The organism is Selenomonas timonae (genome assembly GCF_014250475.1).
GTDB classification, from domain to species: Bacteria; Bacillota; Negativicutes; order Selenomonadales; family Selenomonadaceae; genus Centipeda; species Centipeda timonae.
In genome coordinates this window covers 1,868,954-1,892,654 of sequence record NZ_CP060204.1, presented here as the reverse complement: position 1 = coordinate 1,892,654, position 23,701 = coordinate 1,868,954, and the positions used below count along the sequence as shown (strand labels likewise).

General features: G+C 54.8%; 31 protein-coding genes. 1 reads left to right on the top strand and 30 read right to left on the bottom strand.

The window, feature by feature from the left end:
- Positions 1–13: 13 nt before the first annotated feature.
- The 25 genes from purD to rpsU form a co-directional block, all read right to left on the bottom strand.
- On the bottom strand, positions 14–1,273 hold the full coding sequence (gene purD, locus H1B31_RS09105; protein ID WP_185980081.1) for a phosphoribosylamine--glycine ligase: 1,260 nt from the start codon (positions 1,271–1,273) through the stop codon (positions 14–16).
- Positions 1,274–1,283: 10 nt separating this feature from the next.
- Positions 1,284–1,877: an IMP cyclohydrolase gene (locus H1B31_RS09100; protein WP_185980080.1), complete on the bottom strand. Its 594-nt coding sequence runs from the start codon at positions 1,875–1,877 to the stop codon at positions 1,284–1,286.
- The gene (purN, locus tag H1B31_RS09095) at positions 1,874–2,506 is read right to left on the bottom strand and encodes a phosphoribosylglycinamide formyltransferase (RefSeq protein WP_185980079.1); all 633 of its coding nucleotides are present in this window, start codon (positions 2,504–2,506) and stop codon (positions 1,874–1,876) included. Before purN ends, H1B31_RS09100 begins: the two co-directional genes overlap by 4 nt.
- Positions 2,499–3,548, bottom strand: a complete 1,050-nt coding sequence (purM, locus tag H1B31_RS09090) for a phosphoribosylformylglycinamidine cyclo-ligase (RefSeq protein WP_185980078.1) — start codon at positions 3,546–3,548, stop codon at positions 2,499–2,501. Before purM ends, purN begins: the two co-directional genes overlap by 8 nt.
- A 5-nt stretch (positions 3,549–3,553) precedes the next feature.
- Positions 3,554–5,005: an amidophosphoribosyltransferase gene (purF, locus tag H1B31_RS09085; RefSeq protein ID WP_185980077.1), complete on the bottom strand. Its 1,452-nt coding sequence runs from the start codon at positions 5,003–5,005 to the stop codon at positions 3,554–3,556.
- 5 nt (positions 5,006–5,010) lie between these two features.
- Positions 5,011–5,724: a phosphoribosylaminoimidazolesuccinocarboxamide synthase gene (purC, locus tag H1B31_RS09080; RefSeq protein WP_037345902.1), complete on the bottom strand. Its 714-nt coding sequence runs from the start codon at positions 5,722–5,724 to the stop codon at positions 5,011–5,013.
- A 63-nt stretch (positions 5,725–5,787) separates the two neighbouring features.
- Complete coding sequence (gene purE / locus H1B31_RS09075) at positions 5,788–6,276, bottom strand: 5-(carboxyamino)imidazole ribonucleotide mutase (RefSeq protein WP_009440172.1); 489 nt, start codon at positions 6,274–6,276, stop codon at positions 5,788–5,790.
- Positions 6,277–6,383: 107 nt separating this feature from the next.
- Entirely contained in the window at positions 6,384–7,334 is a 951-nt protein-coding gene (locus H1B31_RS09070; RefSeq protein ID WP_185980076.1) for a chemotaxis protein, read from the bottom strand.
- A gap of 89 nt (positions 7,335–7,423) precedes the next feature.
- Positions 7,424–8,320, bottom strand: coding sequence for a CvfB family protein (locus H1B31_RS09065; RefSeq protein ID WP_009440174.1), 897 nt, complete (start codon positions 8,318–8,320; stop codon positions 7,424–7,426).
- A gap of 5 nt (positions 8,321–8,325) precedes the next feature.
- Complete coding sequence (gene rsfS / locus H1B31_RS09060; protein WP_185980075.1) at positions 8,326–8,670, bottom strand: ribosome silencing factor; 345 nt, start codon at positions 8,668–8,670, stop codon at positions 8,326–8,328.
- Positions 8,671–8,673: 3 nt separating this feature from the next.
- Positions 8,674–9,732: an LCP family protein gene (locus H1B31_RS09055; protein ID WP_185980074.1), complete on the bottom strand. Its 1,059-nt coding sequence runs from the start codon at positions 9,730–9,732 to the stop codon at positions 8,674–8,676.
- Positions 9,733–9,769: 37 nt separating this feature from the next.
- On the bottom strand, positions 9,770–10,345 hold the full coding sequence (yqeK, locus tag H1B31_RS09050; protein ID WP_185981274.1) for a bis(5'-nucleosyl)-tetraphosphatase (symmetrical) YqeK: 576 nt from the start codon (positions 10,343–10,345) through the stop codon (positions 9,770–9,772).
- Complete coding sequence (nadD, locus tag H1B31_RS09045) at positions 10,329–10,949, bottom strand: nicotinate-nucleotide adenylyltransferase (RefSeq protein WP_037345795.1); 621 nt, start codon at positions 10,947–10,949, stop codon at positions 10,329–10,331. The genes yqeK and nadD overlap by 17 nt, the downstream gene beginning before the upstream one ends.
- 159 nt (positions 10,950–11,108) lie before the next feature.
- Positions 11,109–12,380: a glutamate-5-semialdehyde dehydrogenase gene (locus H1B31_RS09040; RefSeq protein WP_185980073.1), complete on the bottom strand. Its 1,272-nt coding sequence runs from the start codon at positions 12,378–12,380 to the stop codon at positions 11,109–11,111.
- A gap of 176 nt (positions 12,381–12,556) precedes the next feature.
- On the bottom strand, positions 12,557–13,681 hold the full coding sequence (proB, locus tag H1B31_RS09035) for a glutamate 5-kinase (protein WP_185980072.1): 1,125 nt from the start codon (positions 13,679–13,681) through the stop codon (positions 12,557–12,559).
- Complete coding sequence (locus H1B31_RS09030; protein WP_185980071.1) at positions 13,678–13,977, bottom strand: YhbY family RNA-binding protein; 300 nt, start codon at positions 13,975–13,977, stop codon at positions 13,678–13,680. The genes proB and H1B31_RS09030 overlap by 4 nt, the downstream gene beginning before the upstream one ends.
- Positions 13,978–13,990: 13 nt before the next feature.
- Positions 13,991–15,274, bottom strand: a complete 1,284-nt coding sequence (gene obgE / locus H1B31_RS09025) for a GTPase ObgE (protein ID WP_185980070.1) — start codon at positions 15,272–15,274, stop codon at positions 13,991–13,993.
- A 110-nt stretch (positions 15,275–15,384) separates the two neighbouring features.
- Positions 15,385–15,687, bottom strand: a complete 303-nt coding sequence (gene rpmA, locus H1B31_RS09020; protein ID WP_006691870.1) for a 50S ribosomal protein L27 — start codon at positions 15,685–15,687, stop codon at positions 15,385–15,387.
- On the bottom strand, positions 15,684–16,001 hold the full coding sequence (locus H1B31_RS09015) for a ribosomal-processing cysteine protease Prp (RefSeq protein WP_009440185.1): 318 nt from the start codon (positions 15,999–16,001) through the stop codon (positions 15,684–15,686). Before H1B31_RS09015 ends, rpmA begins: the two co-directional genes overlap by 4 nt.
- Positions 16,002–16,004: 3 nt before the next feature.
- Entirely contained in the window at positions 16,005–16,316 is a 312-nt protein-coding gene (rplU, locus tag H1B31_RS09010; protein ID WP_009655403.1) for a 50S ribosomal protein L21, read from the bottom strand.
- Between the two features lie 178 nt (positions 16,317–16,494).
- Positions 16,495–18,054 (bottom strand): glutamine-hydrolyzing GMP synthase, encoded by a 1,560-nt coding sequence (guaA, locus tag H1B31_RS09005; RefSeq protein WP_185980069.1) that lies wholly within the window; start codon positions 18,052–18,054, stop codon positions 16,495–16,497.
- Positions 18,055–18,072: 18 nt separating this feature from the next.
- Positions 18,073–18,564 (bottom strand): regulatory protein RecX, encoded by a 492-nt coding sequence (locus tag H1B31_RS09000; protein WP_185980068.1) that lies wholly within the window; start codon positions 18,562–18,564, stop codon positions 18,073–18,075.
- Positions 18,561–19,691 carry a recombinase RecA gene (gene recA / locus H1B31_RS08995; protein ID WP_185980067.1) on the bottom strand — a complete coding sequence of 377 codons (1,131 nt, stop codon included), beginning with the start codon at positions 19,689–19,691 and terminating at the stop codon, positions 18,561–18,563. The genes H1B31_RS09000 and recA overlap by 4 nt, the downstream gene beginning before the upstream one ends.
- Before the next feature lie 112 nt (positions 19,692–19,803).
- On the bottom strand, positions 19,804–20,247 hold the full coding sequence (locus H1B31_RS08990; protein ID WP_185980066.1) for a GatB/YqeY domain-containing protein: 444 nt from the start codon (positions 20,245–20,247) through the stop codon (positions 19,804–19,806).
- Positions 20,248–20,323: 76 nt separating this feature from the next.
- The gene (rpsU, locus tag H1B31_RS08985; protein WP_005841552.1) at positions 20,324–20,506 is read right to left on the bottom strand and encodes a 30S ribosomal protein S21; all 183 of its coding nucleotides are present in this window, start codon (positions 20,504–20,506) and stop codon (positions 20,324–20,326) included.
- Positions 20,507–20,799: 293 nt separating this feature from the next.
- On the opposite strand from rpsU, the gene H1B31_RS08980 reads away from it, so the two are divergent.
- Positions 20,800–21,705 (top strand): metal ABC transporter substrate-binding protein, encoded by a 906-nt coding sequence (locus H1B31_RS08980; RefSeq protein WP_185980065.1) that lies wholly within the window; start codon positions 20,800–20,802, stop codon positions 21,703–21,705.
- Between the two features lie 84 nt (positions 21,706–21,789).
- Here H1B31_RS08980 and tadA read toward each other — a convergent pair whose 3' ends face one another.
- The 5 genes from tadA to H1B31_RS08960 all read right to left on the bottom strand — a co-directional run bounded on the left by tadA (position 21,790) and on the right by H1B31_RS08960 (position 23,694).
- Entirely contained in the window at positions 21,790–22,263 is a 474-nt protein-coding gene (gene tadA, locus H1B31_RS08975; RefSeq protein ID WP_185980064.1) for a tRNA adenosine(34) deaminase TadA, read from the bottom strand.
- On the bottom strand, positions 22,253–22,531 hold the full coding sequence (locus tag H1B31_RS08970) for a hypothetical protein (protein WP_009440194.1): 279 nt from the start codon (positions 22,529–22,531) through the stop codon (positions 22,253–22,255). Before H1B31_RS08970 ends, tadA begins: the two co-directional genes overlap by 11 nt.
- A gap of 149 nt (positions 22,532–22,680) precedes the next feature.
- Entirely contained in the window at positions 22,681–23,028 is a 348-nt protein-coding gene (locus tag H1B31_RS08965) for a histidine triad nucleotide-binding protein (RefSeq protein ID WP_009440195.1), read from the bottom strand.
- A gap of 240 nt (positions 23,029–23,268) precedes the next feature.
- A complete protein-coding gene (locus H1B31_RS11490) occupies positions 23,269–23,382 on the bottom strand; it encodes a secretion protein HlyD (protein ID WP_226372165.1) in 114 nt (37 codons plus the stop codon).
- An 84-nt stretch (positions 23,383–23,466) separates the two neighbouring features.
- Positions 23,467–23,694 carry a DUF4213 domain-containing protein gene (locus tag H1B31_RS08960; RefSeq protein WP_226372098.1) on the bottom strand — a complete coding sequence of 76 codons (228 nt, stop codon included), beginning with the start codon at positions 23,692–23,694 and terminating at the stop codon, positions 23,467–23,469.
- Between the last annotated feature and the right edge of the window lie 7 nt (positions 23,695–23,701).

The window sequence follows — 23,701 nt, the reverse complement described above, 5'->3', positions numbered from 1 at the left end:
CAGAAGTTCTTTTTTAGCGATGCAGCGCGCGATGTGCAATGTCTTTGCGATAGTACGCGTCCTTGAAGGAGATTTTCTCCACTGCCGCATAGGCAGAATGCACAGCAGATGCAATGTCCTCGCCCATACCGACAACGCCGAGTACGCGTCCGCCGTTTGTGACGAGTTTGCCTTCTTTCTCTGCTGTTCCTGCATGGAAGACAAGCGCCCCTGTTTTCTCGGCATCTGCAATCCCGTGAATCTCGTTCCCTTTTTCGTAGGATGCGGGATAGCCGCCCGCTGTCAGAACAACACAGACAGCCGCGCCATCCTTCCAGTGAATCGGCACATCGGCAAGCGTTCCATCTGCACAGGCACACATGATCTGTATGAGATCCCCATCCAAAAGCGGCAGAACAACCTGTGTTTCGGGATCACCAAAGCGGGCGTTGAACTCCACCACCTTCGGTCCTTTTTCCGTAATCATGAGACCGAGATAGAGGCATCCGCTATAGGGACGCCCTTCCTTTGCCATGGCGGCAAGCGTCGGCTTTAGAATCTCCTCGGTTGCACGATCAATCATCTCAGGCGTCATGACCGGTGCAGGTGCATAGGTTCCCATACCGCCTGTATTGGGACCCTTGTCGCCGTCAAAAGCGCGCTTGTGATCCTGTGCGCTGATCATGGGGCGAATGGTTTTTCCATCTGTGAAAGCGAGAAGGGATGCCTCCTCCCCTTCCATGAATTCCTCGATGACAACACGAGCCCCCGCATCTCCAAAGGAGTTGTCCTCCATGATTGCATTCACGGCGTCAAGCGCCTCCTGCTCACTCATGGCGACAATGACGCCCTTCCCTGCCGCAAGACCATCTGCCTTGACGACAATCGGAGCACCCTCACGGCGGATGTATGCACGTGCAGGCTCTGCCTCCGTGAAGACTTCATAGCGTGCTGTCGGGATACCGTACTTCTTCATGAGATCCTTTGCAAAGGACTTGGAGCCCTCGATCTCTGCGGCGTTGGCACGAGGTCCGAAGGCGCGGATTCCCGCCGACTCGAGCTCGTCCACAAGCCCGTTCATCAGGGGAACCTCGGGGCCGACCACAACAAGACCGATCTCCTTTTCCTTGGCAAAGCGCAGGATTTCCGCATTGTCCTCAACGGAGATGTCCGTCATCTCTCCCATGCCGGGGTTTCCGGGGATTGCATAGACCTTGTCCGCCTGCGGGCTTTCCGTGAGCTTATGGAAGAGCGTGTGTTCACGTCCGCCTGATCCGATTACGAGAATATTCACGTTGCGTTCCTCATTTTTCTAGCTGCTGTGAAAGATAGGCATTGATGGCACTGTCATAATCCGCCGTATGTGCAAACGCCTCATGGGCAAGCCGCATGCGCGTCATACCGTCGACAGCGCAGTCCTTCTGAATCTTCTCCGCAATCTCTGTATAGCGCGCGGGGTTCGTAATAACGGTGACAAATTTGAAATTCTTCGCCGCCGCGCGGATCATCGCAGGCCCGCCGATGTCAATCTGCTCGACAGCCTCTGCAAGGGTCACGTTCGGGTTTGCAACCGTCTCCTTAAAGGGATAGAGGTTGACGGCAACGAGATCGATCGGCGTGATCTTCAGCTCGCGCAATGCCTTCTCGTGCGTCTGATTCCCGCGAACGGCAAGAATTCCCCCGTGCACGAACGGGTGCAAGGTCTTGACGCGGCCGTCCATAATCTCCGGGAATCCCGTCACATCGCTGACATAGACGACAGGAATACCTGCCTCTCGCAGCGCCTTCATCGTTCCCCCCGTAGATACGATCTCTACGCCTGCCTTGTGCAGAACGCGTGCAAACTCAACAACGCCGGTCTTATCGGACACACTGATTAGGGCACGTTTTATCTTCATAATGATCCTCCTTCAGCGACGTGCAGAATCTGTACTTTTCGCCCATCAGTACGCAGTCTGCCTTCGACATAGAGTTTGATGGATGCAGGAAATATCCGATGCTCCTGTTCCAGCACCCTTGCGGCAAGCGTCTCTTCCGTATCCCCTTCCAGAACAGGCACTGCCGCCTGCATGATGATGGGACCGGAATCCATGCCCTCATCCACGAAGTGCACGGTACATCCACTGACCTTGACACCGTATGCGAGTGCGTCGCGATGGGCGTGTGCCCCGGGAAAACTCGGCAGAAGTGCGGGATGAATGTTCAATATGCGCCCCGTATATGCGTGGACGAAGATCGGCGACAGGATGCGCATAAATCCTGCAAGAACGACAAGGGTCACGCCGTGTGCCTGCAATTCTTTGAGCAGAGCCCGCTCGAAATCCGCACGCTCCGCATAGTCCCGATAGATGACGGGCACGGCGGGGATGCCCTTTTCACGTGCGCGTTCAAGTGCATAGGCATCCGCCTTGTCCGCGATGACGATGGCGATCTCCGCAGGAATATCGCCGCGCTCGACCGCCTCGATGATGGAGGCGAGATTAGAACCTCGTCCCGAGCAGAGAATACCCAGCCTCTCCTTACACATCAAAGACACCGCCCTTGATGACGACTGCGTGTGCGCCCTCGGTCACATGGCCGATGCGGTGAACGATCTCGCCCTGTGCGTGCAGATGGGATACAATGCGCTCCGCTTCCTCGGGTGCAGCGATCAGCACCATGCCGATGCCCATGTTGAACGTGCGGTACATCTCCGCCCAGTCCACATTGCCCCACTCCTGGAGCAGACGGAAGATTGGCGGCATCTGCCAGGCAGCGCCGTCCACCTCTGCGCCCCTGTTCTCGGGAAGTGCACGCGGAATATTCTCATAGAATCCGCCGCCCGTAATATGCACCATGCCGTGAATGTCAAATTCTCGAATCAGAGGCAGACAGATGCGCGGATAGAGGCGGGTCGGCGTCAGCAGTTCCTCGCCGATGCTCTTGCCGAGTTCCTCTATGAACTCATTGCCCTTGAATCCCTTGTGTTCAAATACAATTTTACGTACCAGCGAGTAGCCGTTCGAGTGCACGCCCGAGGATGGCAGACCGAGCAGCATGTCTCCCGCCTTGACACGTGCGCTCGTAATGAGCTTGGAGCGCTCCGCCACACCGACCGAGAAGCCTGCAATATCATATTCCCCGACGGGATAGAAGCCTGCCATCTCTGCTGTCTCACCGCCAATCAGGGCGCAGCCGGATTCCTTACAGGCGCGTGCAACGCCTGTGACCACTTCGGCGACCTGAGCAGGTTCGAGCTTGCCGACGGCGAGATAGTCAAGAAAGAACAGAGGCTCTGCGCCCTGCACAAGGATGTCGTTCACGCACATGGCGACGGCATCCTGTCCGATCGTATCGTGTTTGTTCAACAGGAAGGCAAGGCGCAGTTTCGTTCCGACACCATCCGTACCGGATACGAGTACGGGTTCTTTATAGTCCTTCGTATTGAGGGCAAACAATCCGCCGAAGCCGCCGAGATCGCCCAGTACCTCGGGTCGGTAGGTCGCGCGTACACAGTCCTTTATCATGGACACGGATTCATTTCCGGCATCAATGTCAACGCCCGCATCGCGGTAGGTCATTTTCTCCATCGGTCTCAGAGTCCCCTTTCACGCTGTGCAATCCGTCTGCGCTCAAGGATGATTTTGTCATCCTCGCTGAGTGTCGCATCCTCCTCGGGAACGGGATAATCGTTGTTAAAGCAGGCATAACACATATGATCCGGATTGAGTGCCGGAACACATTGCCGCAGCCCTTCGATGGATATGAAATGAAGGGAATCAGCGCCAATAAAGGAGCAGATTTCCTCGACACTCTTTGTCGCAGAGATGAGCTCCTTGCGGATGGATGTATCTATGCCGTAGTAGCACGGATCTGTGATCGGCGGGCTGCTGATACAGACGTGGATCTCCCGTGCGCCCGCATTTCGCAGGAGACGCACGATTTTGCCGCTCGTCGTGCCGCGCACGATGGAATCGTCCACCATGATGACAGCCTTTCCAGCAACGACGGAACGCACGGGACTCAGCTTCAGCTTGACCGCCGCATCGCGTTGCTTCTGCGTGGGTTGGATGAAGGTACGCCCAATATAGCGGTTTTTGATGAGCCCCTCCGCAAATGGAATCCCTGTCTCATAGGCAAAGCCCGTTGCTGCCGTTGTCCCCGAATCGGGGACGGAGATCACGACATCCCCACGGAAGGCAGATTCGCGCGCCAAAACGCGCCCCATCTCGAATCGTGCAGCATGAACACTCTGTCCGTCGATGATGGAGTCGGGACGCGCAAAATATATGTACTCAAAGATACAGGAGGCAACATCTTCACCATTGGAAAAGCGGTAGGATTTCAATCCCTCACTGCTGATGACCACCATTTCGCCCGGCAGCACGTCGCGCACGAATTCCGCACTGTTGACATCAAGGGCGCAGGTCTCCGAGGACAGAATCCAGCCGCCGTCGGGTGTGCGGCCAATGCACAGCGGGCGGAAGCCCTGAGGGTCACGCACGCCGATCAGCTTATCCTCGGTCATAATGCTGAGACAAAATGCGCCGCGTACAACGCTCATTGCCTCAAGGATACGCTCCTCGATGGAGGGCTTCTGTGAACGCGCAATCAGGTGGACAAAGACCTCAGAATCGATCGTCGTCTGAAAGACTGTTCCCTTGCTCTCGAGGTCGCGTCGAATCAGCGCCGCATTCGTAAGGTCACCGTTGTGTGCAAGAGCGAGTGCGCCGCCCGCATAGTTGACACGGAGCGGCTGCGCATTTGCAGCAAGGCTGAATCCGGTTGTCGCATAGCGGACGTGCCCGATGGCAATCTTCGCATTGTCGAGATGTGGGAGCTGTTCGCGAAAGACCTCGCTGACCAGCCCCATCCCCTTTTTCACATCAATCCAATAGCCGTCCGTCAGCGCAATGCCCGCACTCTCTTGACCGCGGTGCTGGAGCGCAAAGAGTCCAAGATACGTCATCTCCGAGACATCCTCCGCATGGGAGTATACCCCGTAGATGCCGCATTCTTCCTTCCACTTTGGCACTTTTTCGTACATTGTGCTTATGCTTCTCCTGTCAGCCTGTGGAGCATCTCCTTATAGGCATCCTCTACATTGCCGAGGTCGCGGCGGAAACGATCCTTATCCAGTTTCTCCTTTGTGTCGCTGTCCCAGAACCTGCAATTGTCCGGCGAAATCTCATCGGCGAGGATGATATTCCCCTGCGCGTCCTTGCCAAATTCCAGCTTAAAGTCGATGAGATCAACCTTTTTCGTCTTGAGGAACTTGGTCAGGACATCGTTGATCTTGAGCGACATCCGCTCAATCTCATCCAGCTCCGCGTCTGTTGCAATCTTCATCGCACGAATGTGATAGCGATTGAGCATGGGATCGCCGAGATCATCGTTCTTGTAGCAGTATTCGATGACAGGGAACGGCATCGGAACGCCTTCCTCAAGTCCAAGGCGCTGCGCCAGCGAACCTGCCGCCACGTTGCGGATGATGACCTCCAGCGGAATGATTGTGAGTTTCTTGACAATCATCTCACGATCGCTCGGCATGGAGATATAGTGATGTGCAATCCCCTCTTTTGCAAGAAGGTCGAAGAAGAATGCCGTCATCTTATTGTTCATGACACCTTTGTCCGCGATCGTGCCGCGTTTTGCACCATTCCCTGCCGTTGCGTCGTCCTTGTAATAGACGAGATACTCATCCGGATGATCCGTTGCATAGATGATCTTTGCCTTACCCTCATAAAGAGCCTCTTTGCGTTCCATCATAGGCCTGCCTTTCCATTATTCCCAATCAGAGGAAAATCCTATTCCATGATTCACAACAGTTTACAGCTGAGCTGCAACGCGATCTGCCTTTGCCTCGACATCGAGTACCATCTTTTCGCGATAGTCCATCAACGCCTCTGCAATCGAAGCATCATAGACCGCAAGAATCTCCGCTGCGAAAATCGCAGCATTCTTTGCACCGTTGATCGCCATGGAGGCCACGGGCACGCCCGATGGCATCTGTACCGTACTGAGCAAGGCATCCATGCCGTTGAGCGGTGTCGCATTGACCGGAATACCGATGACAGGTTTGATCGTGTAGCTTGCAACAACGCCTGCGAGATGCGCCGCTGCACCTGCAGCAACGATAAATGCCGCAAAATCCTTGTTATGGTCGGCCTCCATGACAAAGTCACGCACATTGGACGGTGTGCGATGTGCCGAGGCAACCTTCACCACAGGCTCAATGCCGAATTGCTTAAGGAGCTCGACCGCAGGCTTTAAGATTGGCCAGTCGGAGTCGCTTCCCATGAGAACTGCTACCTTCATTTTACCATCTCCTTGAATCCTATGATAACGAGATTTTAGAGTCATGTCAATAGAATGAACAAAGGGACTGCCATACCGGAGTACAGCAGTCCCTCATAAATATTCAATTAGTGTTCGTCTACGACATCGTGGAGCGGCTCGCCAAAGGTGAGCGTGTCCAGGAGGTCGATGAGCTGATTGATCTCCGGCTTCGACACCTGTCCAGATGCACCGAGGCTTTCGCCTTTGCGCCTCATCTCCTCACTGATGAGAGAGGAGAAGAGCACGAGAGGAACCTCGCTTAGGCGATTGTCCTCTCGGACGAGTTTAAGGAGACGGTGTCCGTCCATCTTCGGCATCTCAACGTCGGAGATGATGATGCGCACATGGTTCTCAATCGGCCCGTTCTTGCGTGCAAGATCCTGCAAATAGTCCCAAGCGTCCTGTCCATTGCCGAAGTCACGGATGAACTTGTAGCCTGCTTCGTGCAAGGTGCTGACGAGGAGGTCGCGGAGCATCTTGGAGTCCTCTGCAACGACGATATGAGCTGTACCACGGCGCGTCTTCGCATCCTGTGTTGCCTCCGTAACCGTTGTGAGCTTCTGATTGATCTCCGGGTTGATCTCGGCAATGATCGTCTCGAAGTCGAGCAGGAGGACAATGCGATCTTCCATTTTGATGATGCCGACAACGCGCGAGCCTTCTCCGACGTTCGGCGCGGGTTCCATGTTCTTCCACGAGATGCGGTGAATGCGGTAGACACTGCCGACGAGGAAGCCAATATCGTAATTGTTGATCTCCGTGACAATGATGTTCTGAAGCTCGTCTGCTGTCTGGAGATTGAGGCAACGTGCCATGTTAACCAGTGGGATCGCCTTGCCGCGCAGCGTGAACAGTCCGTCGACGTATGGATGCGCCTCGGGCATTGCCGTCACCGGTGCGCGCGTGATGACCTCACGCACCTTGGCAACATTGATGCCGTAGTTCACCTTCCCAATGCTGAACTCGACAATCTCAAATTCATTCGTGCCTGTCTCAAGCAGGATGCCTTTTCTCTCTTCTGTAACCGTATCTGCCATTTATCTCTCTCCCCCATGCTCGTAAACATTGTTTGCTATGCTCTCTATTCGCCCTTCAGGAAAAAAATCCTGCCTGTTTTGATAAAAAACTATTTCTCTGTTAAATATGTCCATCCATCGCGCTGCTCAACGAGACCGTCTTTCATGAGTCTGCCAAGTGCGCGCTTGAACGCCCCCTTGCTGATATGAAATCGATCCTGAATGACCTCGGGCGATGTGTCATCGGTGTAGGGCATCTTTCCGTCATGTTCCATCAGGAGGGCGAGCAGACGATCCGCATCCTCGATGCGGGCGGTCTCCTTGGGAGGTCTGAGCGACGCGTTTAGGCGTCCATCCTCACGTAGATAGGTCACGCGTATCTCCACGGTCTCTCCTACGCGCGGACGATTTTGAACCTCGCGATGATCGATAAATGCGATGTAACGTTCCTCGGTAAAGAGGAAGATACCGCGCTCGGTGATATTATAGACCGATGCTTTCAGGTGATCTCCCACGCGTACTCCTTCGGCAGGACGTGAGGCGCGGCGGAGCTCGTCCTCAACCTCCATTGTCACCGCGAGCCGTCCGGATTTATCCGTGTAAAGCTTTGCCCATACGGTTTCGCCGATCTGCGGACGGCCGCGCATCCCCGCATAGGGCAGGAAGATGCCGCGCTCCGCGCCGACATCGAGGAACGCGCCCTCCTTCGTGACGTTGATGACGCGCAGACGGGCGACCTGTCCCTCCTTCATGCGGGGGGTGCGCATGCTCGCAGTCAGCCTGCGCTTCGGATCCAGATAGAGAAAGACGCGGACGCGATCGCCAACCTTGACAGGCGCAGTCTGCTGGATGGTATGCAGCAGGATATCGTCGTTTGTATTGCCCGTCTCCGCATCCAGAAATACGCCTAGCTCACTTTCGCGCACGGCGGTGAGCTCGGCAACCTGACTTGGCCCGTATTTGCACGGACGCCGTGCCGCTTTGTCCCTCTGCGTTCTTTCCTGCATGAATTCTATTCCTCGTACGGGGTCAGCCTCGCATCGCCCCACAGGCGCTCTAGGGCGTAGTATTCGCGTGCCTCATGCTGGAAGATATGTGCGACGGTATCGCCGTAGTCGAGCAGAACCCACTCGCCCTCGCGGTAGCCCTCCTTGTGCAGGAACGAAATACCCGCTTCCTCCATTTTCTCCTCAATGTTGTCTGCGATTGCGCGTACCTGCGTCGCCGTATTCGCAGAGCAGATCACAAAATAATCATTCGTCGACATGAGACCGATCATGTCCATCTCCACGATATCGCGAGCCTTTTTCTCATCTGCCGCTGCACAAATCACGCGGCATTTTTGCTGCTCTGTCAAATCTTATTCCTCCTGCTTCTCCGTACCCGCCTCCGGCGGGAAAAGTTCATGAATAATCTCATCTGTTGCCGCACGATCCATAATCCAAACGGTATCATCGTCCCGTGAAAAGTCCCCGGGCAGCATGATGGTGCGCGGCGGCTCGATGTTCAGCTTTCGGATGACGTTGCCAATATGCACAGAGTCAAAGAGCTCGGCGCTCGTCGTGACGTTCTTCTTTAGAATATCTGCAATGGCAGGAACCTTTGGCAGTGTATCAACGCGCAGCAGCTTGGCATAGAATGCCTTGACAAATTTCTGCTGGCGCTGCGTGCGCCCGAGATCGCCGAGATCGTCGCTGCGATAGCGCAAATAATGCTCTGCACCTACCCCGTCCAGATGGCGGTAGCCCTGCTTCATATGGATGGACAGTCCTGCCTCCGGATCGTCATAGTCCATATTGCGCTCGATATAGAGATCAATGCCGCCGACGGCATCGACAATCTGTCCGAATGTTGCAAGGTCGATGACGACATATTGATGAATGGAGATATCAAACATCTGATTGATTGTCCGCACCATTAGGGGCGCCCCCCCCACGGCGTAGACATTGGCGAGCCGCGTCTCTCCCTTGTCCTGAGCCATTTTGACCCATGTATCGCGCGGGATGTTGAGAATACGTACCTTGCCCGTCGCATTTTCCATGCTGATCAGGAGAATGGCATCAGCACGCTTCTCCTCCGCGTTATCCATGTTGACAGCATCATCCAGACCGAGAACGAGTACGTTGGTGTAACCGTCAAAGCGGACATCCACCTCGCCCCGATTTGCCTCCTGCCTGATGAGGTACGCCTCGTACATATCGCGTACATCTCGATATGCCTGAACGCCCCAGCCCACGACGTAATAGCCGCCAATTCCGACTGCCGCAAGCAAGAAGATCGTGCAGATAAGGCGGAAGATTCCCTTCAGAAATGCCATGCGGCGGCGGCGTGTCCGCTGACTGCGACGCTTTTTTATATTCTCACGCGAATTTTCGCTCTGTAGTTGTGCAGCAAGCTCCTCTGCATCGTATTCCGACATCGCCACCCCCTCTCTTATTTACAGCATAGCACGTTTGTCAACGGCGATTCAGAATAAGTTCATTTCGCGCCGTGATCGTATCGGGATGAATGAGACCGCCCTTTTGCGCAACAAAGAGGATGGACTCCGTCAGTCCGACGAGCATCATCTCATCTAAAGATGCCGTGCGGGCAAGTTCACGCAGATGCTCCACCTCGGGGTACGCGCGCGACGGCTCGATCATATCCGCATAGTAGATGATCTTGTCCAGTGCCGTCATGTTCGCCCCGCCGACCGTATGCCGCCAGACGGCCTGCGCAATCGCCGCATCGTTCACGCCGTAGACCTCGTAGATCAGATAGGCACCTACATAGGCATGGAGGAGGAGCGGCATGGCAGCCTCGATTTTTCCGATGGGAATCCCGCGTCGGCGAGCCTCTGTAGGAAGTTCCGCAGTTCCGTATACGCGTCCGCAGTCATGCAGGAGCCCCGCAACGTGTGCACGTTCCTCATTCATGCCGAAGCGGCGTGCCAGCGCGGCAGCCGTATCCGCAACGCCGAGAGAATGCTGATAGCGGCTTGGGGTCAGCTGCTGTTCCAGAATGACACGCATCTCCTCATAGCTCTTTGTCATACTCACGATACAGCCCCCGTTTCTCAATATACTCCTCTACGACACGCGGCACAAGATGGCGGATGGACAGTCCCGCACGGATGCGTGCGCGAATAACGGTCGAGGAGATCTCCAAATGCGGCGTCGGCAGCACCTCGATGTGACTGCGATCCTCCACCGTAAATTTTTCTGCAATCAGCACCTCGTCCAGCGGAACACCCTGCCGTGTCGCAACGATGAAGCGGCAGGAACGCAGCAGCTGCTCCGGCTCGTGCCAGAGATAGAGGTCGTTCATGGCATCTGCGCCCGTGATAAAGAAGAGCTCCGCATCTCCCAAATCAGCGCGCAGCTGCGCAATCGTATCCACTGTATAGGAAGGACCATCTCTCCGCAGTTCGACGTCGGATACAGAAAAATACGGATTCTCTGCGACCGCATACTCCGTCATGATAAGGCGATCCTCGGCGGATGCCGCACGCGCCCCATCCTTATGTGGCGGACGTGCGGACGGAATGAAGAGAATCTCGTCCAAATGCGCGTCAGCGCGCACCATTTCCGCAGTGATGAGGTGTCCCATATGGATTGGGTCAAATGTGCCGCCCATAATTCCGATGCGCCGCTTCAACGCACTCACCTCACGATCCGCAGAAATAGCATTATGAGTACAGTCGTCAATATAAATATAACGCCTGCATACAGATAGTCAAGTATATCGTGACGCCCTTTTGGCGACGTTGCATATTGCCTGATCGTACGCAGATAAGCATTCAGGTGTCGCATGCGCTCATTTTTTCGCGGGGACACTCCCGCGGATCTGCCCCTCCCCATAGACGAGATACTTCGTGCTGGTCAGGGCATCCAGCCCCATCGGACCGCGTACATGGAGCTTTTGCGTACTGATGCCGATTTCTGCGCCAAAGCCGAACTCGAAGCCGTCCGTAAATCGTGTCGAGGCATTGACATAGACGGTCGAGGCATCCACTCTCTGCTGAAAGTCATGTGCCGCCCGTATGTCGTTCGTGACAATCGTTTCGGAGTGCCCCGTATTATAGCGATTGATATGCGTGACAGCTGCATCGAGATCCTCCACGATGCGGATGGACAGGATGAGATCCCCGTACTCGGTTGACCAATCCTCCTCCGTTGCCGCAGCGATGTTCGGCAGGATGCGGCAGGTATTAGCACATCCGCGCAGTTCCACGCCGTCTGCACAGAGGAGCGTCGCCATCTGCGGCAGGAACTCCGCTGCAATGCTTTCGTGGACGAGCAGCGTTTCCGCCGCATTGCAGACGGAGGGACGTGCGACCTTCGCATTCTCCACAATGCGGAGTGCCATCGCGGTATCAGCCGCACGGTCTACGTAGATATGACAGACGCCCGCGCCTGTCTCTATGACGGGAACCGTGCTACTCTCGACGATACGGCGGATGAGCCCCGCGCCGCCGCGCGGAATGATAACATCGAGCAGTCCCGTCAGATGCGTCATAACGTCGACAGCGGCGCGATCCTTCATTGCAAGCAGCTGAATTGCCCCCTGTGGGATGCCTGCACCATATGCGGCATGTGAAAGGGTATCTGCAATCACACGATTGGAGCGGAGTGCGTCAGAGCCGCCGCGCAGCAGGACTGCATTGCCCGACTTTAGGCAGAGACCGATGGCGTCGGCGGTCACATTTGGTCGCGCCTCGTAGATCATTCCAATGACGCCGAGCGGGACACACATACGCCTGATCTCAAGACCATTGGGGCGGCGAACCGAGTAGTCCTCTCTGCCAAGCGGGTCGGGCAGAGCTGCCGTCAGGCGAAGCCCCTCCGCCATAGCAGCAACGCGCTCCTCATCAAGGCGCAGACGATCCAGATAGGACGCGCGTGTTCCCGCGCTGGCCGCCTCCGCGACATCCGCTGCATTTTCACGGAGAATCTCATCCGTGTGCGCGGTCAGTGCATCTGCCATCGCAGAGAGCGCCGCATTCCGCTCGTCCGTCCGTAGCACTGCAAGCCGATAGGATGCCGCCTTTGCCGCCTCTGCCTGTGCGTGAATCTCCTGCTCCATCATCGTCCACACTCCTTAGGAATCACTGATAAAATGAAGTTCTCCGGATTGGTAACAGATTTTTGTCCTGCCAAGGAAACAAACCGAACCCAGAGTGGTGCTCTGTGGAGGATTTGTTGACGATGGCAGGGCGAAAAAGATGCGCCAAGTCGGCGAGACTGAATTTATCAGTGATTCCCTTATACCATCAGCACCATATTATCTCGATGAATGATCTCCTCATGCGCTGCATCCGCGACGAGCGCATGAAAATCTGCCGTCTGATGTCCCATCAGGCGCGCAATATCTGCGGCATCATACGCCGCAATGCCACGTGCAATCTCCTGGCCATCGGGGCTGAGAACGCGTATGGTGTCTCCCTCTGAGAATTCACCGTAAACGTCGGTCACACCGACCGCAAGCAAGCTCGCACCGCCCCGCATGGCGGAAACACAGCCCGCATCGACGGAGACTTCGCCCATTAGACGCTGGCCGAATGCGAGCCAGCTCTTGCGCGTTCTGAGATGTGCCTCACGCGCCGGAAAGAGAGTTCCGACTTTTTCTCCGCGCAGGATACTGCGAACGATACCGTCCTCATCACCGCGTGTAATCACCATCGTCACGCCGGCATTCTGGGCAATCTTTGCAGCCTCGATCTTCGTCTGCATACCTCCTGTGCCCTGTGCGGAGCCTGCCCCGCCTGCGATGCTCTCGATCTCGGGCGTGATCTCCGGAATCTCCGAGATCAGCCTTGCAGATAGATCTGTGCGTGGGTTCGCTGTATAGACGCCGTCAATATCAGAAAGGATAATCAGCACATCGGCATCGACGAGTGCGGCAACGACGGCGGACAGATTGTCGTTGTCCCCAATCTTGATCTCATCGACTGCTACGGCGTCATTCTCGTTGATGACCGGAATGACATTCATCCCGAGAAGCGCAAGGAGGGCGTTGCGTGAATTCATATACTGATGATGACGTGCGGCATTCTCCTTCGTGAGGAGCACCTGTGCCATGGTACGCCCGTACTCGTGAAAGAATTTCTCATAGATGTGCAGGAGTGCCCCTTGCCCGATTGCCGCAAGTGCCTGTCGCGCAGGGACGCTCGCAGGACGCTCGGCAAGTCCAAGCGCATTCATCCCCGCTGCAATTGCACCGGAGGAAACGAGCAGGATATCCTTGCCTTGATTTGCTTCGTCGATGAGTTCGCGCACGAGATGCTCGATGCGATGTAGATTCATGCCGCCCGATGGATGCGTGAGCGTGCTCGTTCCTACCTTGACGACGATGCGCTTTGCAGAGCGGAGTTGATTGCGCGTACTCATAGCTCAATCCTGGGCTTGTCAAAATTCCGACGGAAGAGCAGTCCGTTCCGCCCGATCACCTGAACGAGATTCGCATCGGCTCGCTCTGCAAGAACGGTGATGGCATCCTCCGGATCGTCTGGTGCATTTTGCAGGACGCGCACCTTGATGAGCTCACGCTTCTTGATCGCCTCGCGGGCGGAGGCAACGACTGTAGGTGTCACTCCATCTTTCCCGATCATGACGACAGCGTCCTCCGTCATGCCGAGCGAGCGCAGCTTACGAATCTGTTTACTGGTTAGAGAGTTTCGCAGCAAAGGTCTTCCTCCCCTAATCCTGATAGTCGAACGCCATATCTCCGATATGTACGGTCATGCCTTCTTTGATGCCGCGTGCACGCAGCTTTTCGTCCAGCCCCTTGAGGCGCCAGATATACTGGAAACGCCGTACCGCTTCATCGTTGTTGAAATTCGTCATGGCAACGAGTTTTTCAATCGCCTTGCCGGAAACGATAAAGTCGCCCGCATCGTTGCGCGAGATTGTCACCTTTTCGTCATCCTCGGCATTCTGGTCAAAGACGGCGACTTCCTCCTCCTCGGACTCCGGTTCCGGGACATAGGCATCGAGCCATGCGCCGACGTGGTCGATCAGCCCCTGCACGCCTGCACGGGTCGCCGCTGAGATGGCAAAGAATTCCAGTCTCTCGCGTTCAGCAAGCTCCTTCAGACGCGGCAGATGCTCCTCCGCAGAGGGGAGGTCAATCTTGTTCGCTACCAGAATTTGTGTGCGCCGTGCAATCTTCTCACTGTAGCGCGCGAGTTCCGTATTGATCTTGTAGTAGTCCTCGACAGGATCGCGCCCCTCGATGGCTGAGGCATCCACAATATGCAGGATAAGACGTGTGCGCTCGACATGGCGCAGAAAATCATGCCCCAGACCAACGCCGTCGGCAGCCCCCTCGATGAGTCCGGGGATATCTGCCATGACGAAGCTCTTCTCGTAGTCCGTCTGGACAACGCCGAGAACGGGTGTGAGCGTCGTAAAGTGGTAGTCCGCAATCTCGGGACGTGCTGCAGAGCAGGAGGCGACAAGGCTCGACTTACCGACGCTCGGATAGCCGACCAGACCGACATCTGCGAGGAGCTTGAGTTCCAGACGCAGCTTGCGGCTCTCGCCCGGCTCACCGAACTCGGCAAATGATGGGGCACGGTTCGCTGCATTTGCAAACTTCGCATTGCCGCGTCCCCCGCGTCCCCCGCGCACAATGACCGCCTCTGCGCCGATCTCCGTAAGATCGGCAAGCACCTCCCCCGTCGCATCATCGGTGACAATCGTACCGGGCGGGACATCGACATAGAGGTTCGGGGCATTCCTGCCGAACTGGTTCTTATGCTCGCCGTTCTCGCCGTTTTTCGCGATGAATTTGCGGTGAAAACGGAACGAGAGAAGCGTATTCAGATTGCGGTCAGCGCGGAAGATGACATCTCCCCCGCGCCCGCCGTCTCCGCCCGACGGACCGCCCTTCGGCATGAATTTCTCGTGACGGAAGGCAGACTTGCCGTGTCCGCCGTCTCCTGCCTTCACCGTAATCTGTGCGCGGTCAATGAACTGCATACGTCCCCCTACATAAGAAGCTGCTTTCGCAAGTGTAGCATTTCACTTGTGAAAACAGCTTCTAAAAGAGCCTGTACCCGGAGGGGCACAGGCATCCACATATAACAAGATTAAACAGCGGCCTCCGCAAGCGGATACACACTAATCTGGCGCTGATGACGCCCCTTGCGCTCGAAGGCAACCTTGCCGTCGATCTTTGCAAAGATCGTGTCGTCCTTGCCGATGCCAACGTTGTGCCCCGGATGGAAATGCGTGCCGCGCTGACGAACGATGATGCTGCCTGCAGTCACATGCGTACCTGCCTGCTCCTTTACGCCGAGGCGCTTGGAATGGCTGTCGCGTCCATTGCGTGTCGAGCTGACACCCTTTTTATGTGCAAAAAGCTGCAAATCAAACGAGAACAATCTGTTCACCCCTTTACTTCCTGAATTCGAATACCTTTCGGGCTGATCTTCTCAATTTCTGCAAGCCCCATATACATGGTGCGCAGAATCGCCTCGGTGGAATCGTCCGGCTCTTTCAGCCGCATTTTGAGATTCCCGCTCGCAATGTCATAATCGACGGTGCGATGCAGATGCTCCATGATTCCGAGAAGCGCCGACTGGGTCAGAGCCGATACACCGGCGCAGACAATATCCTGCCCGCGCTTCGCTGTGCCGCTGTGCCCTGCAACAGTATACCCCGTGATCCTCCCGTCTTCATTCGTGAAGATTTCAACCGAGATCACAAATTACGCCTCGATCTTCTCGATGACGACCTTCGTGAACGGCTGACGATGACCCTGACGCTTGCGGTAGTTGGACTTCGCCTTGTACTTGAAGATCAGAATCTTCTTGCCCTTGCCGTGTGCCATGACCTTACCCGTCACCTTCGCACCGTCCACCATCGGACGACCGACCTTGACGTCTGCGTCATTCACAACAGTCAGCACCTGATCGAAAACAACGGTCTCGCCCTCGCCCGCCTCGAGCTTCTCCACGAAGATGGTATCGCCCTCAGCGACCTTGTACTGCTTGCCGCCCGTCTTTACGATTGCATACATGAAAACACCTCCCTATATGGTTACTCGCCGGCTGTGGTTCGGCTATGCCGATTACATGACCTCGCCGTGCGGTTGGGGATGGGCTCACGCCCAAACAGGCTATACGCCTACGTTAGAGGATAATAGCATATTCATGACTTGCTGTCAACTTTTCTTTAGGAAACCGTCAGCTCTTCCGTCACTCGAGCTCGATCGTGCTGGGCGGTTTGGCCGTGCAGTCATACAGAACGCGATTCACGCCGCGCACTTCGTTGACAATGCGGGTCGTGACCCTCGACAGCACGTCCCACGGGAGCTGTGCCGCCTCTGCCGTCATGAAGTCGCTGGTCTCGACCGCGCGCAGAACGACGGCATAATCGTAGGTGCGTCCGTCTCCCATGACGCCGACGGAGCGCATATTCGTGAGTGCGGCGAAATACTGTCCGAGGTTCTTTTGGATGCCTGCTTTTGCAATTTCCTCGCGATAGATGGCGTCTGCCTCCTGCACAATGTGTACCTTCTCCGCCGTGACTTCGCCGATGATGCGGATGCCGAGCCCCGGCCCAGGGAAGGGCTGACGGTCGACGAGATAGTCCGGAATGCCGAGTTCACGCCCTGCGGCACGCACTTCATCCTTAAAGAGGAGGCGGAGCGGCTCGACGATCTCCTTGAAGTCGACGTGATCGGGAAGTCCTCCGACGTTGTGATGCGATTTGATGACAGCGGATTTTCCAAGACCACTTTCGATGACATCGGGGTAGATCGTTCCCTGCACGAGGAAATCGACTGCACCGATCTCGCGTGCTGCCTCCTCAAAGACGCGGATGAATTCTTCCCCGATGATCTTGCGTTTCTGCTCCGGCTCTGTTATGCCCTTGAGTTTTGCATAGAAGCGGTCGCGTGCATTGATACGTACAAAGTTGACATCATAGGTTCCGGATTTGCCAAAGACCGCCTCGACCTCATCCCCTTCGTTCTTGCGCAGGAGACCGTGATCGACAAAGACGCAGGTGAGCTGGCTGCCGATTGCCTTGGAAAGCAGGACGGCGGCGACGGAGGAGTCCACACCGCCCGAGAGCGCACAGAGCGCACGCCCCGTTCCGATCTTTTGATGCAGCTCCTCCACCGTCTTTTGGACGAAGGAATCCATGCGCCACTTACCCGTGCATTTGCAGACATGATAGACAAAGTTGCGCAGAATCTCCGTGCCGTTTTCCGTGTGCATGACTTCGGGATGGAATTGCACGGCATAGAGCTTCTCCTCTGCGTTCTCCATGGCTGCAATCGGACAGACGGGCGTACTTGCCGTCGCATGAAATCCTGCGGGCAATTCGCTGATATAGTCCGTGTGGCTCATCCAGCAGATGTTTTTCGCAGGAATACCGTCAAACAGAAGTGAATTCTTGTCCGTGATGTCTACTTCCGTTTTACCGTACTCGCTTGTTGGCGCAGTTTCGACGCGTCCCCCGCAGAGATACGCTATCAGCTGCGCGCCGTAGCAGATGCCGAGGACGGGAATCCCGAGCGAAAAGAGCTCGTTTGGCGCAGTAACGGCATCCTCGCCGTAGACACTGTTCGGACCGCCCGTCAGAATAATGCCGCGCGGTGCAAGTTCACGAATACGATCCAATGACAATGTATGTGGATGTACTTCACAATATACGGAGTTCTCGCGTACACGGCGCGCAATGAGCTGGTTGTACTGTCCTCCGAAATCGAGCACTAAGATCATTTCGGCGGCATCGGGTCTGTTCATCATGGAAGTCCTTTCCTACTTTTATTCTTCTGCACCCTCTGTATAGTTTTCCACGGCATGACGTGCCGCATCGACGGAGAACCCCTTTTGATAGAGATTCGCCATCATCTTTTGACGATTGTCCGTCGGCTGATACTTCATTGCAAGTACGCGCTCTGCTGTGGCAATCTCCCGCTCGAAGGTATCCTCCGGCACAACACTCCATACGAGGTCATGATTGAATCCACGCTGGATCAGCTTTGCACAGATCTGTCGGACAGAGTTTCGTTTCTCGTTGTAGAGGTACATGAACTGCTGCGCGCAGAGATCCGAATCGTCCAGATAGCCGCGTTCGATCAGGCGTGCGATGGCAGCATCGATCTCCTCCTCCGGAAAACCCTTGCGCTCGAGCTTCTCACGCAGTTTCTTTTCGCTATGTGCCTGCCGCGCAAGATAGTCAACAGCAGTCACAAGTGCGGTCTTTGCCTGCGATTTTCGACCACGTTTCTTCGGCGCGTCGCCCGTGCCATTCATTCATCCATCTCCGGCATTGCCTCTTCCTCAGGAATATCCGTTGCATCTTGATCCGTATCTGCAGAAGTTTTTTTCGAACCTTTCTTTTTTGACGCAGCTCCCTCTACGAGAATTTTCGTGCGAATCTTCTCCTCGATTTCGGCAATCAGCTCCGGCTTTTCCTCTAAGGTCGCCTTTGCATTTTCCTTGCCCTGACCGAGGCGCTCCCCCTCATAGGCATACCATGCACCGCTCTTGTTCACGATGTCCAGCTCGACGCCCATGTCGATGATGCTGCCCAGGCGCGAGACACCTTCACCGTAAATGATGTCAAATTCTGCCGTCTTGAACGGCGGTGCAACCTTGTTCTTGACAATCTTCGCGCGTGTGCGGTTGCCGAGGGATTCCGTCCCCTGCTTAATGGAGTCTGCACGTCGCACATCAATGCGCACGGAGGCATAGAATTTGAGAGCCCGACCGCCCGTCGTCGTCTCGGGATTGCCGTAGGATACGCCAATTTTCTCGCGCAGCTGATTAATGAAGATTGCGACCGTGCGCGTCTTGCTGATGATACCCGTGAGTTTGCGCATTGCCTGACTCATAAGACGCGCCTGCATTCCAACAACGGAGGAGCCCATGTCCCCCTCAATCTCGGATTTTGGCACCAGCGCAGCAACGGAGTCAACGACGATGATGTCAATGGCACCGCTGCGTACAAGCGCATCCACAATCTCAAGAGCCTGTTCCCCTGTGTCCGGCTGAGAGATCAGAAGATCCTCCGTATTGACGCCCAATTTGCGCGCATACTCGGGGTCAAGGGCGTGTTCGGCGTCGATGAACGCGGCAAGCCCTCCTGCCTTCTGTGCCTCAGCAATCATATGGAGGGTGACGGTTGTCTTTCCGGAGGACTCGGGACCGTACACCTCGATGATACGTCCGCGCGGGATGCCGCCGACGCCAAGTGCAATGTCCAGCGGCAGAATACCGGTCGATATGACATCGATATTCATATTCGCCTTTGCTTCGCCGAGACGCATGATCGCGCCTTTGCCATGCGTTTTCTCAATTTGCTTGAGTGCATTCTCCAGAGCCTCTTCGCGTGTCATCTGCTTGTCTCGCTTCGTATCCTTCTTGTCCTTCTCTGCCATATCGTGCACTCCTTTGATGTTCTATTGATGTTCTATTCCATTCCCAATTATACGAAAATCCCCGCACCTTTGTCAAAAGGAATGTGCGGGGATTTTATGTTATGCGCGTGAGTTATTTCAAAAGAGAGCGGACAATTTCGTTTACGAGCTTGCCGTCGGCACGCCCCTTGATACGCGGCATAAGGACGCCCATGACCTTGCCCATGTCCTTCGCCGTCGCTGCACCAACCTCGGCGACAGCTTCCTCAACGATCTTCTTGACCTCATCGGCACTGAGCTGTGCGGGCAGATAGGGCATCAGAATATCGATCTCCGCCTTGGTCTTATCCACGAGATCTGCGCGCCCGCCGCGCTCAAACTCCTCGATGGAATCGCGGCGCATCTTCACTTCCTTCGTGATTACACCGATGATCTCATCATCGTTCAGCGTTTTCTTGCCGTCAATCTCAGCCTGACGAACGGCACCGCGTACAAGGCGAATGACAGAGAGCCGCTCCTTCTCGCCCTGCTTCATAGCATCCTTCATATCCGCCGTGAGTTTTTCCATCAATGACATCTTCTTCATCCTTTCCTCAGTCGAAGCAGAATAGAAAAACATCCGCGGAACAGCGTCCACGGATGCCTTTTTGCAATCAGCCCCTGTATTTGCGTTTACGCGCTGCCTCAGATTTCTTCTTGCGGCGAACGCTCGGTTTCTCGTAATGTTCACGCTTTCGAACTTCGGCAAGAGTGCCGGCCTTCTGTGACATACGCTTAAAGCGGCGGAGAGCACTATCGATCGACTCGTTCTTGCCGACCTTGATTTCATTTGCCATGCATTTCCCCTCCCTCCACGCGCGGAGTAATTTTGCACCGATAAATGATGCAAGGACATTATACCCCATAGAGATAATCCGTGTCAATCGCGTAATGAAATTTTCACAAAACATAGGATGATATCATCAACTGTTCGTTTGAACATCTATTTATACATAGTATGCAACAATAAAAAATTTTTATATTTTACTCTTTTCGTATTGACAATACATCTCACCTTAGCTATGATTTTACTCGTGAGACTTAACCCAATTCACAAAACGTTCAGCTACATTAAGGAGATCTGTTACCCATGCACAGTACAACGAAAATTCTATCTCTGCTGCTTCTCGTCCTCTCCGTCGCACTGGTCGGTTGCGGCGGTGCAGACAAAGGCGCAGAAAAGAAAAGTGCGGAACCGTTCCGCATCGTGACATCATTCTATCCCATGTATGTTGCGACCATCAACATTACGGACGGCGTGGACGGTGTCGAGGTATACAATATGACGAAGCCACAGACTGGCTGTCTGCATGATTATCAGCTCATGACAGAGGACATGAAGACGCTCGAAAAGGCGGATGCCTTTGTCATCAACGGCGCCGGTATGGAGGACTTCATGGACAAGGTGACCGAGCAGCAGAAGAAGCTCAAGGTCATCGATGCATCACGCGGCATTGAACTCATTCACGATGATGAGGGCGATAACCCCCATGTCTGGCTCAGCGTGACCGACGAAATTGCTCAGGTGCGCAACATTGCCGATCAGCTGAAAGAAGCCGATCCCGCACATGCCGACAAATACGAGAAGAACGCCGCTGCCTATATCGAAAAACTCACGGCGCTCAAAAATGAGATGCACGCAGCACTCGACAATGTGCCCCACAAGGATATTGTCACCTTCCACGAAGCTTTCCCCTACTTTGCAAAGGAGTTCAATCTGAACATCATTGGCGTGGTAGAGCGTGAGCCGGGTACGGAGCCAACACCGACAGAGCTGCAGGAGACCATCGAGCAGGTGAATGCACTTCCGACGAAGGTGCTTTTTACAGAGCCGCAGTACTCCCCCGCTGCCGCTGAGACCATTGCACGCGAGACAGGCGCCAAGATCTACACGCTTGATCCTGTTGTCACTGGTGAGGCAACGTCTGCGGCAAAGGACGCATACATTGATACGATGAAAAAGAATATGAAGGTATTGCAGGAAGCTCTGCAGTAACCTAACGCAAACGAAAAGACATCCACGGCAAATACGCTGTGGATGCCTTTTGCTTTGCAAGAAATTCATCTCGGATATGATCGTCTATATTTCGGAAACCTTATTTTTTCGGCGCTCTCGAAAGAAGCACTTAATAATCTCTGAGCACTCGTCCGCGAGCACGCCAGCGCGTATTTCCGGCTGATGGTTGAGCGCGGGGCAGCCCGTGATGTTAAAGAGCGATTCACACGCTCCCGCCTTCGCATCCGTACTGCCGTACACAACGCGGCTAATGCGGCTCATGACAATTGCACCGGCACACATGGGACACGGCTCGATCGTCACGTACAGGGTCAGCCCCGTGAGCCGCCAACGCCCGAGCTTCTGACAGGCACACCGAATCGCAATCAGTTCGGCATGTGCCGTTGCATCATGTTCCGTCTCGCGAAGATTGTATCCACTGGCAATCAGTTCCCCAGCGTCATTCAAGATAACGGCGCCGATCGGAACCTCACCGAGCGCATAGGCGCGCTCCGCCTCTGCCAGTGCAAGGCGCATTCCGTAGGAATCATCCGGCATGAGGGAGCTTCCCCTTCACATCCGAGATATCAGCTTTCCCCTGATAAAAGAGGGACTGCGTCGGACGACCGACCTCAAGCTGATAGGCTCGATTCGAAGAAGAATTTTCTGACTGACGCTGTTTCTTCTTCTCGATCTCATCTTGAAAGATGGATGCGAATGTCTCGCCTTGTTCCTTCTCTTCAAAGCCTTTCCTACGCTCAAACAGCTCGTCGTTGTTGAACCGCAGACGCTTTATGCGCATGACGCGCTCAATACGTTCTACCATCGCTGACACCTCCAATCATTATTGACACACTATTCTATCTTATATCAATAATATCGTCTGCCCGCGATGGAACTTAAACAAAAAAGGTAGTATTTACCACAATATAACGTGAAATAATGCTGCCCTAATGCGCTCTGTTGTGCACTCCGTCAGCCCGGCGGCCATGCGAGGGAGCGTCCGCCGAGAAGATGGAAATGCAGGTGTCCGACCGTCTGTCCGCCATCTGCACCGGTGTTCGTCACAAGGCGGAAGCCGCCTACATCGACACCGAGCTCTCGTGCAATCTTTGGCACAACTACGGTCAGAATATGCGCAGCCAGTTCCCGATCCTCTTCTGCGAAATCCAGCACGCTTGCGATATGCTTCTTCGGAATGACGAGAACGTGCTCCGGCGCCTGCGGATCGAGGTCGCGGAACGCTAGCACCAAATCGTCCTCATAGACCTTTGTCGAAGGAATCTCTCCCTGTGCAATCCTGCAAAAGATACAATCCGTCATTTCACTCGCTTCCTTTCAATATGTTTTGTATTGGACTAATTCGCCGCAGACTGAATGATTCCTGCATCCGTGCATCTATCTTTGAATATAGAAGCAATCAGAAATATTCAATCAGATTGAGGAAGAACATCCGCCATCTTGCCGCAGTTTGCAATATCCGTCTCGTAGCCGAAATGCACGAGATCGGCGGCGAGTGCCACATCGGTCACGGTAAAGCCAGAGAGACCGTCTACACCATAGTTAAGGACGCACTGATAAATTCAGCACCGCCATCTTGGCGTATCTTTTTTGCCCTCTCTGTGTCGACAAATCCTCCACATAGCTCTGGCTATGCGTCCGGTTTGCTGCCTCAATCGGACAGAAAAATCTGTGCCAATCTGACGGACTTCATTTTATCAGCGATTCCTATACATTGATCGCTGCGGCGACGATGGACGCCTACTGTCCCTGCAAGGATCTCACATACTCCCCCGCTTCGCGCAGGGAGCAGCCGAGAAAGCTCTCCTTTCGCAGACGCGGGCGCGTGTACGCTGGAATCGTCATGCAAATACCCCCTAGTCCCCCTGCACGCATATACGTCCATGGTCGTCCGACAGCATAGTCATCAATCCGAACATCGTCGGGTAGTCCGGCAATGATTTCATCATACAGATTCCGATAGTTCAAGAAAAAA

What these genes read in the sequence shown, in the direction of transcription:
- guaA (WP_185980069.1), bottom strand. Translation starts at nt 18,054, where the DNA reads ATGATGAACAGACCCGATGCCGCCGAAATGATCTTAGTGCTCGATTTC.
- H1B31_RS09040 (WP_185980073.1), bottom strand. Translation starts at nt 12,380, where the DNA reads ATGATGGAGCAGGAGATTCACGCACAGGCAGAGGCGGCAAAGGCGGCA.
- H1B31_RS08970 (WP_009440194.1), bottom strand. Translation starts at nt 22,531, where the DNA reads ATGGTAGAACGTATTGAGCGCGTCATGCGCATAAAGCGTCTGCGGTTC.
- H1B31_RS08980 (WP_185980065.1), top strand. Translation starts at nt 20,800, where the DNA reads ATGCACAGTACAACGAAAATTCTATCTCTGCTGCTTCTCGTCCTCTCC.
- H1B31_RS09055 (WP_185980074.1), bottom strand. Translation starts at nt 9,732, where the DNA reads ATGTCGGAATACGATGCAGAGGAGCTTGCTGCACAACTACAGAGCGAA.
- H1B31_RS09100 (WP_185980080.1), bottom strand. Translation starts at nt 1,877, where the DNA reads ATGAAGATAAAACGTGCCCTAATCAGTGTGTCCGATAAGACCGGCGTT.
- yqeK (WP_185981274.1), bottom strand. Translation starts at nt 10,345, where the DNA reads ATGACAAAGAGCTATGAGGAGATGCGTGTCATTCTGGAACAGCAGCTG.
- obgE (WP_185980070.1), bottom strand. Translation starts at nt 15,274, where the DNA reads ATGCAGTTCATTGACCGCGCACAGATTACGGTGAAGGCAGGAGACGGC.
- purN (WP_185980079.1), bottom strand. Translation starts at nt 2,506, where the DNA reads ATGTGTAAGGAGAGGCTGGGTATTCTCTGCTCGGGACGAGGTTCTAAT.
- purF (WP_185980077.1), bottom strand. Translation starts at nt 5,005, where the DNA reads ATGTACGAAAAAGTGCCAAAGTGGAAGGAAGAATGCGGCATCTACGGG.
- H1B31_RS09000 (WP_185980068.1), bottom strand. Translation starts at nt 18,564, where the DNA reads ATGAATGGCACGGGCGACGCGCCGAAGAAACGTGGTCGAAAATCGCAG.
- rplU (WP_009655403.1), bottom strand. Translation starts at nt 16,316, where the DNA reads ATGTATGCAATCGTAAAGACGGGCGGCAAGCAGTACAAGGTCGCTGAG.
- purM (WP_185980078.1), bottom strand. Translation starts at nt 3,548, where the DNA reads ATGGAGAAAATGACCTACCGCGATGCGGGCGTTGACATTGATGCCGGA.
- H1B31_RS08965 (WP_009440195.1), bottom strand. Translation starts at nt 23,028, where the DNA reads ATGACGGATTGTATCTTTTGCAGGATTGCACAGGGAGAGATTCCTTCG.
- purC (WP_037345902.1), bottom strand. Translation starts at nt 5,724, where the DNA reads ATGGAACGCAAAGAGGCTCTTTATGAGGGTAAGGCAAAGATCATCTAT.
- H1B31_RS09065 (WP_009440174.1), bottom strand. Translation starts at nt 8,320, where the DNA reads ATGCAGGAAAGAACGCAGAGGGACAAAGCGGCACGGCGTCCGTGCAAA.
- H1B31_RS08990 (WP_185980066.1), bottom strand. Translation starts at nt 20,247, where the DNA reads ATGTCATTGATGGAAAAACTCACGGCGGATATGAAGGATGCTATGAAG.
- rpsU (WP_005841552.1), bottom strand. Translation starts at nt 20,506, where the DNA reads ATGGCAAATGAAATCAAGGTCGGCAAGAACGAGTCGATCGATAGTGCT.
- recA (WP_185980067.1), bottom strand. Translation starts at nt 19,691, where the DNA reads ATGGCAGAGAAGGACAAGAAGGATACGAAGCGAGACAAGCAGATGACA.
- H1B31_RS09070 (WP_185980076.1), bottom strand. Translation starts at nt 7,334, where the DNA reads ATGGCAGATACGGTTACAGAAGAGAGAAAAGGCATCCTGCTTGAGACA.
- tadA (WP_185980064.1), bottom strand. Translation starts at nt 22,263, where the DNA reads ATGCCGGATGATTCCTACGGAATGCGCCTTGCACTGGCAGAGGCGGAG.
- purE (WP_009440172.1), bottom strand. Translation starts at nt 6,276, where the DNA reads ATGAAGGTAGCAGTTCTCATGGGAAGCGACTCCGACTGGCCAATCTTA.
- proB (WP_185980072.1), bottom strand. Translation starts at nt 13,681, where the DNA reads ATGAGTACGCGCAATCAACTCCGCTCTGCAAAGCGCATCGTCGTCAAG.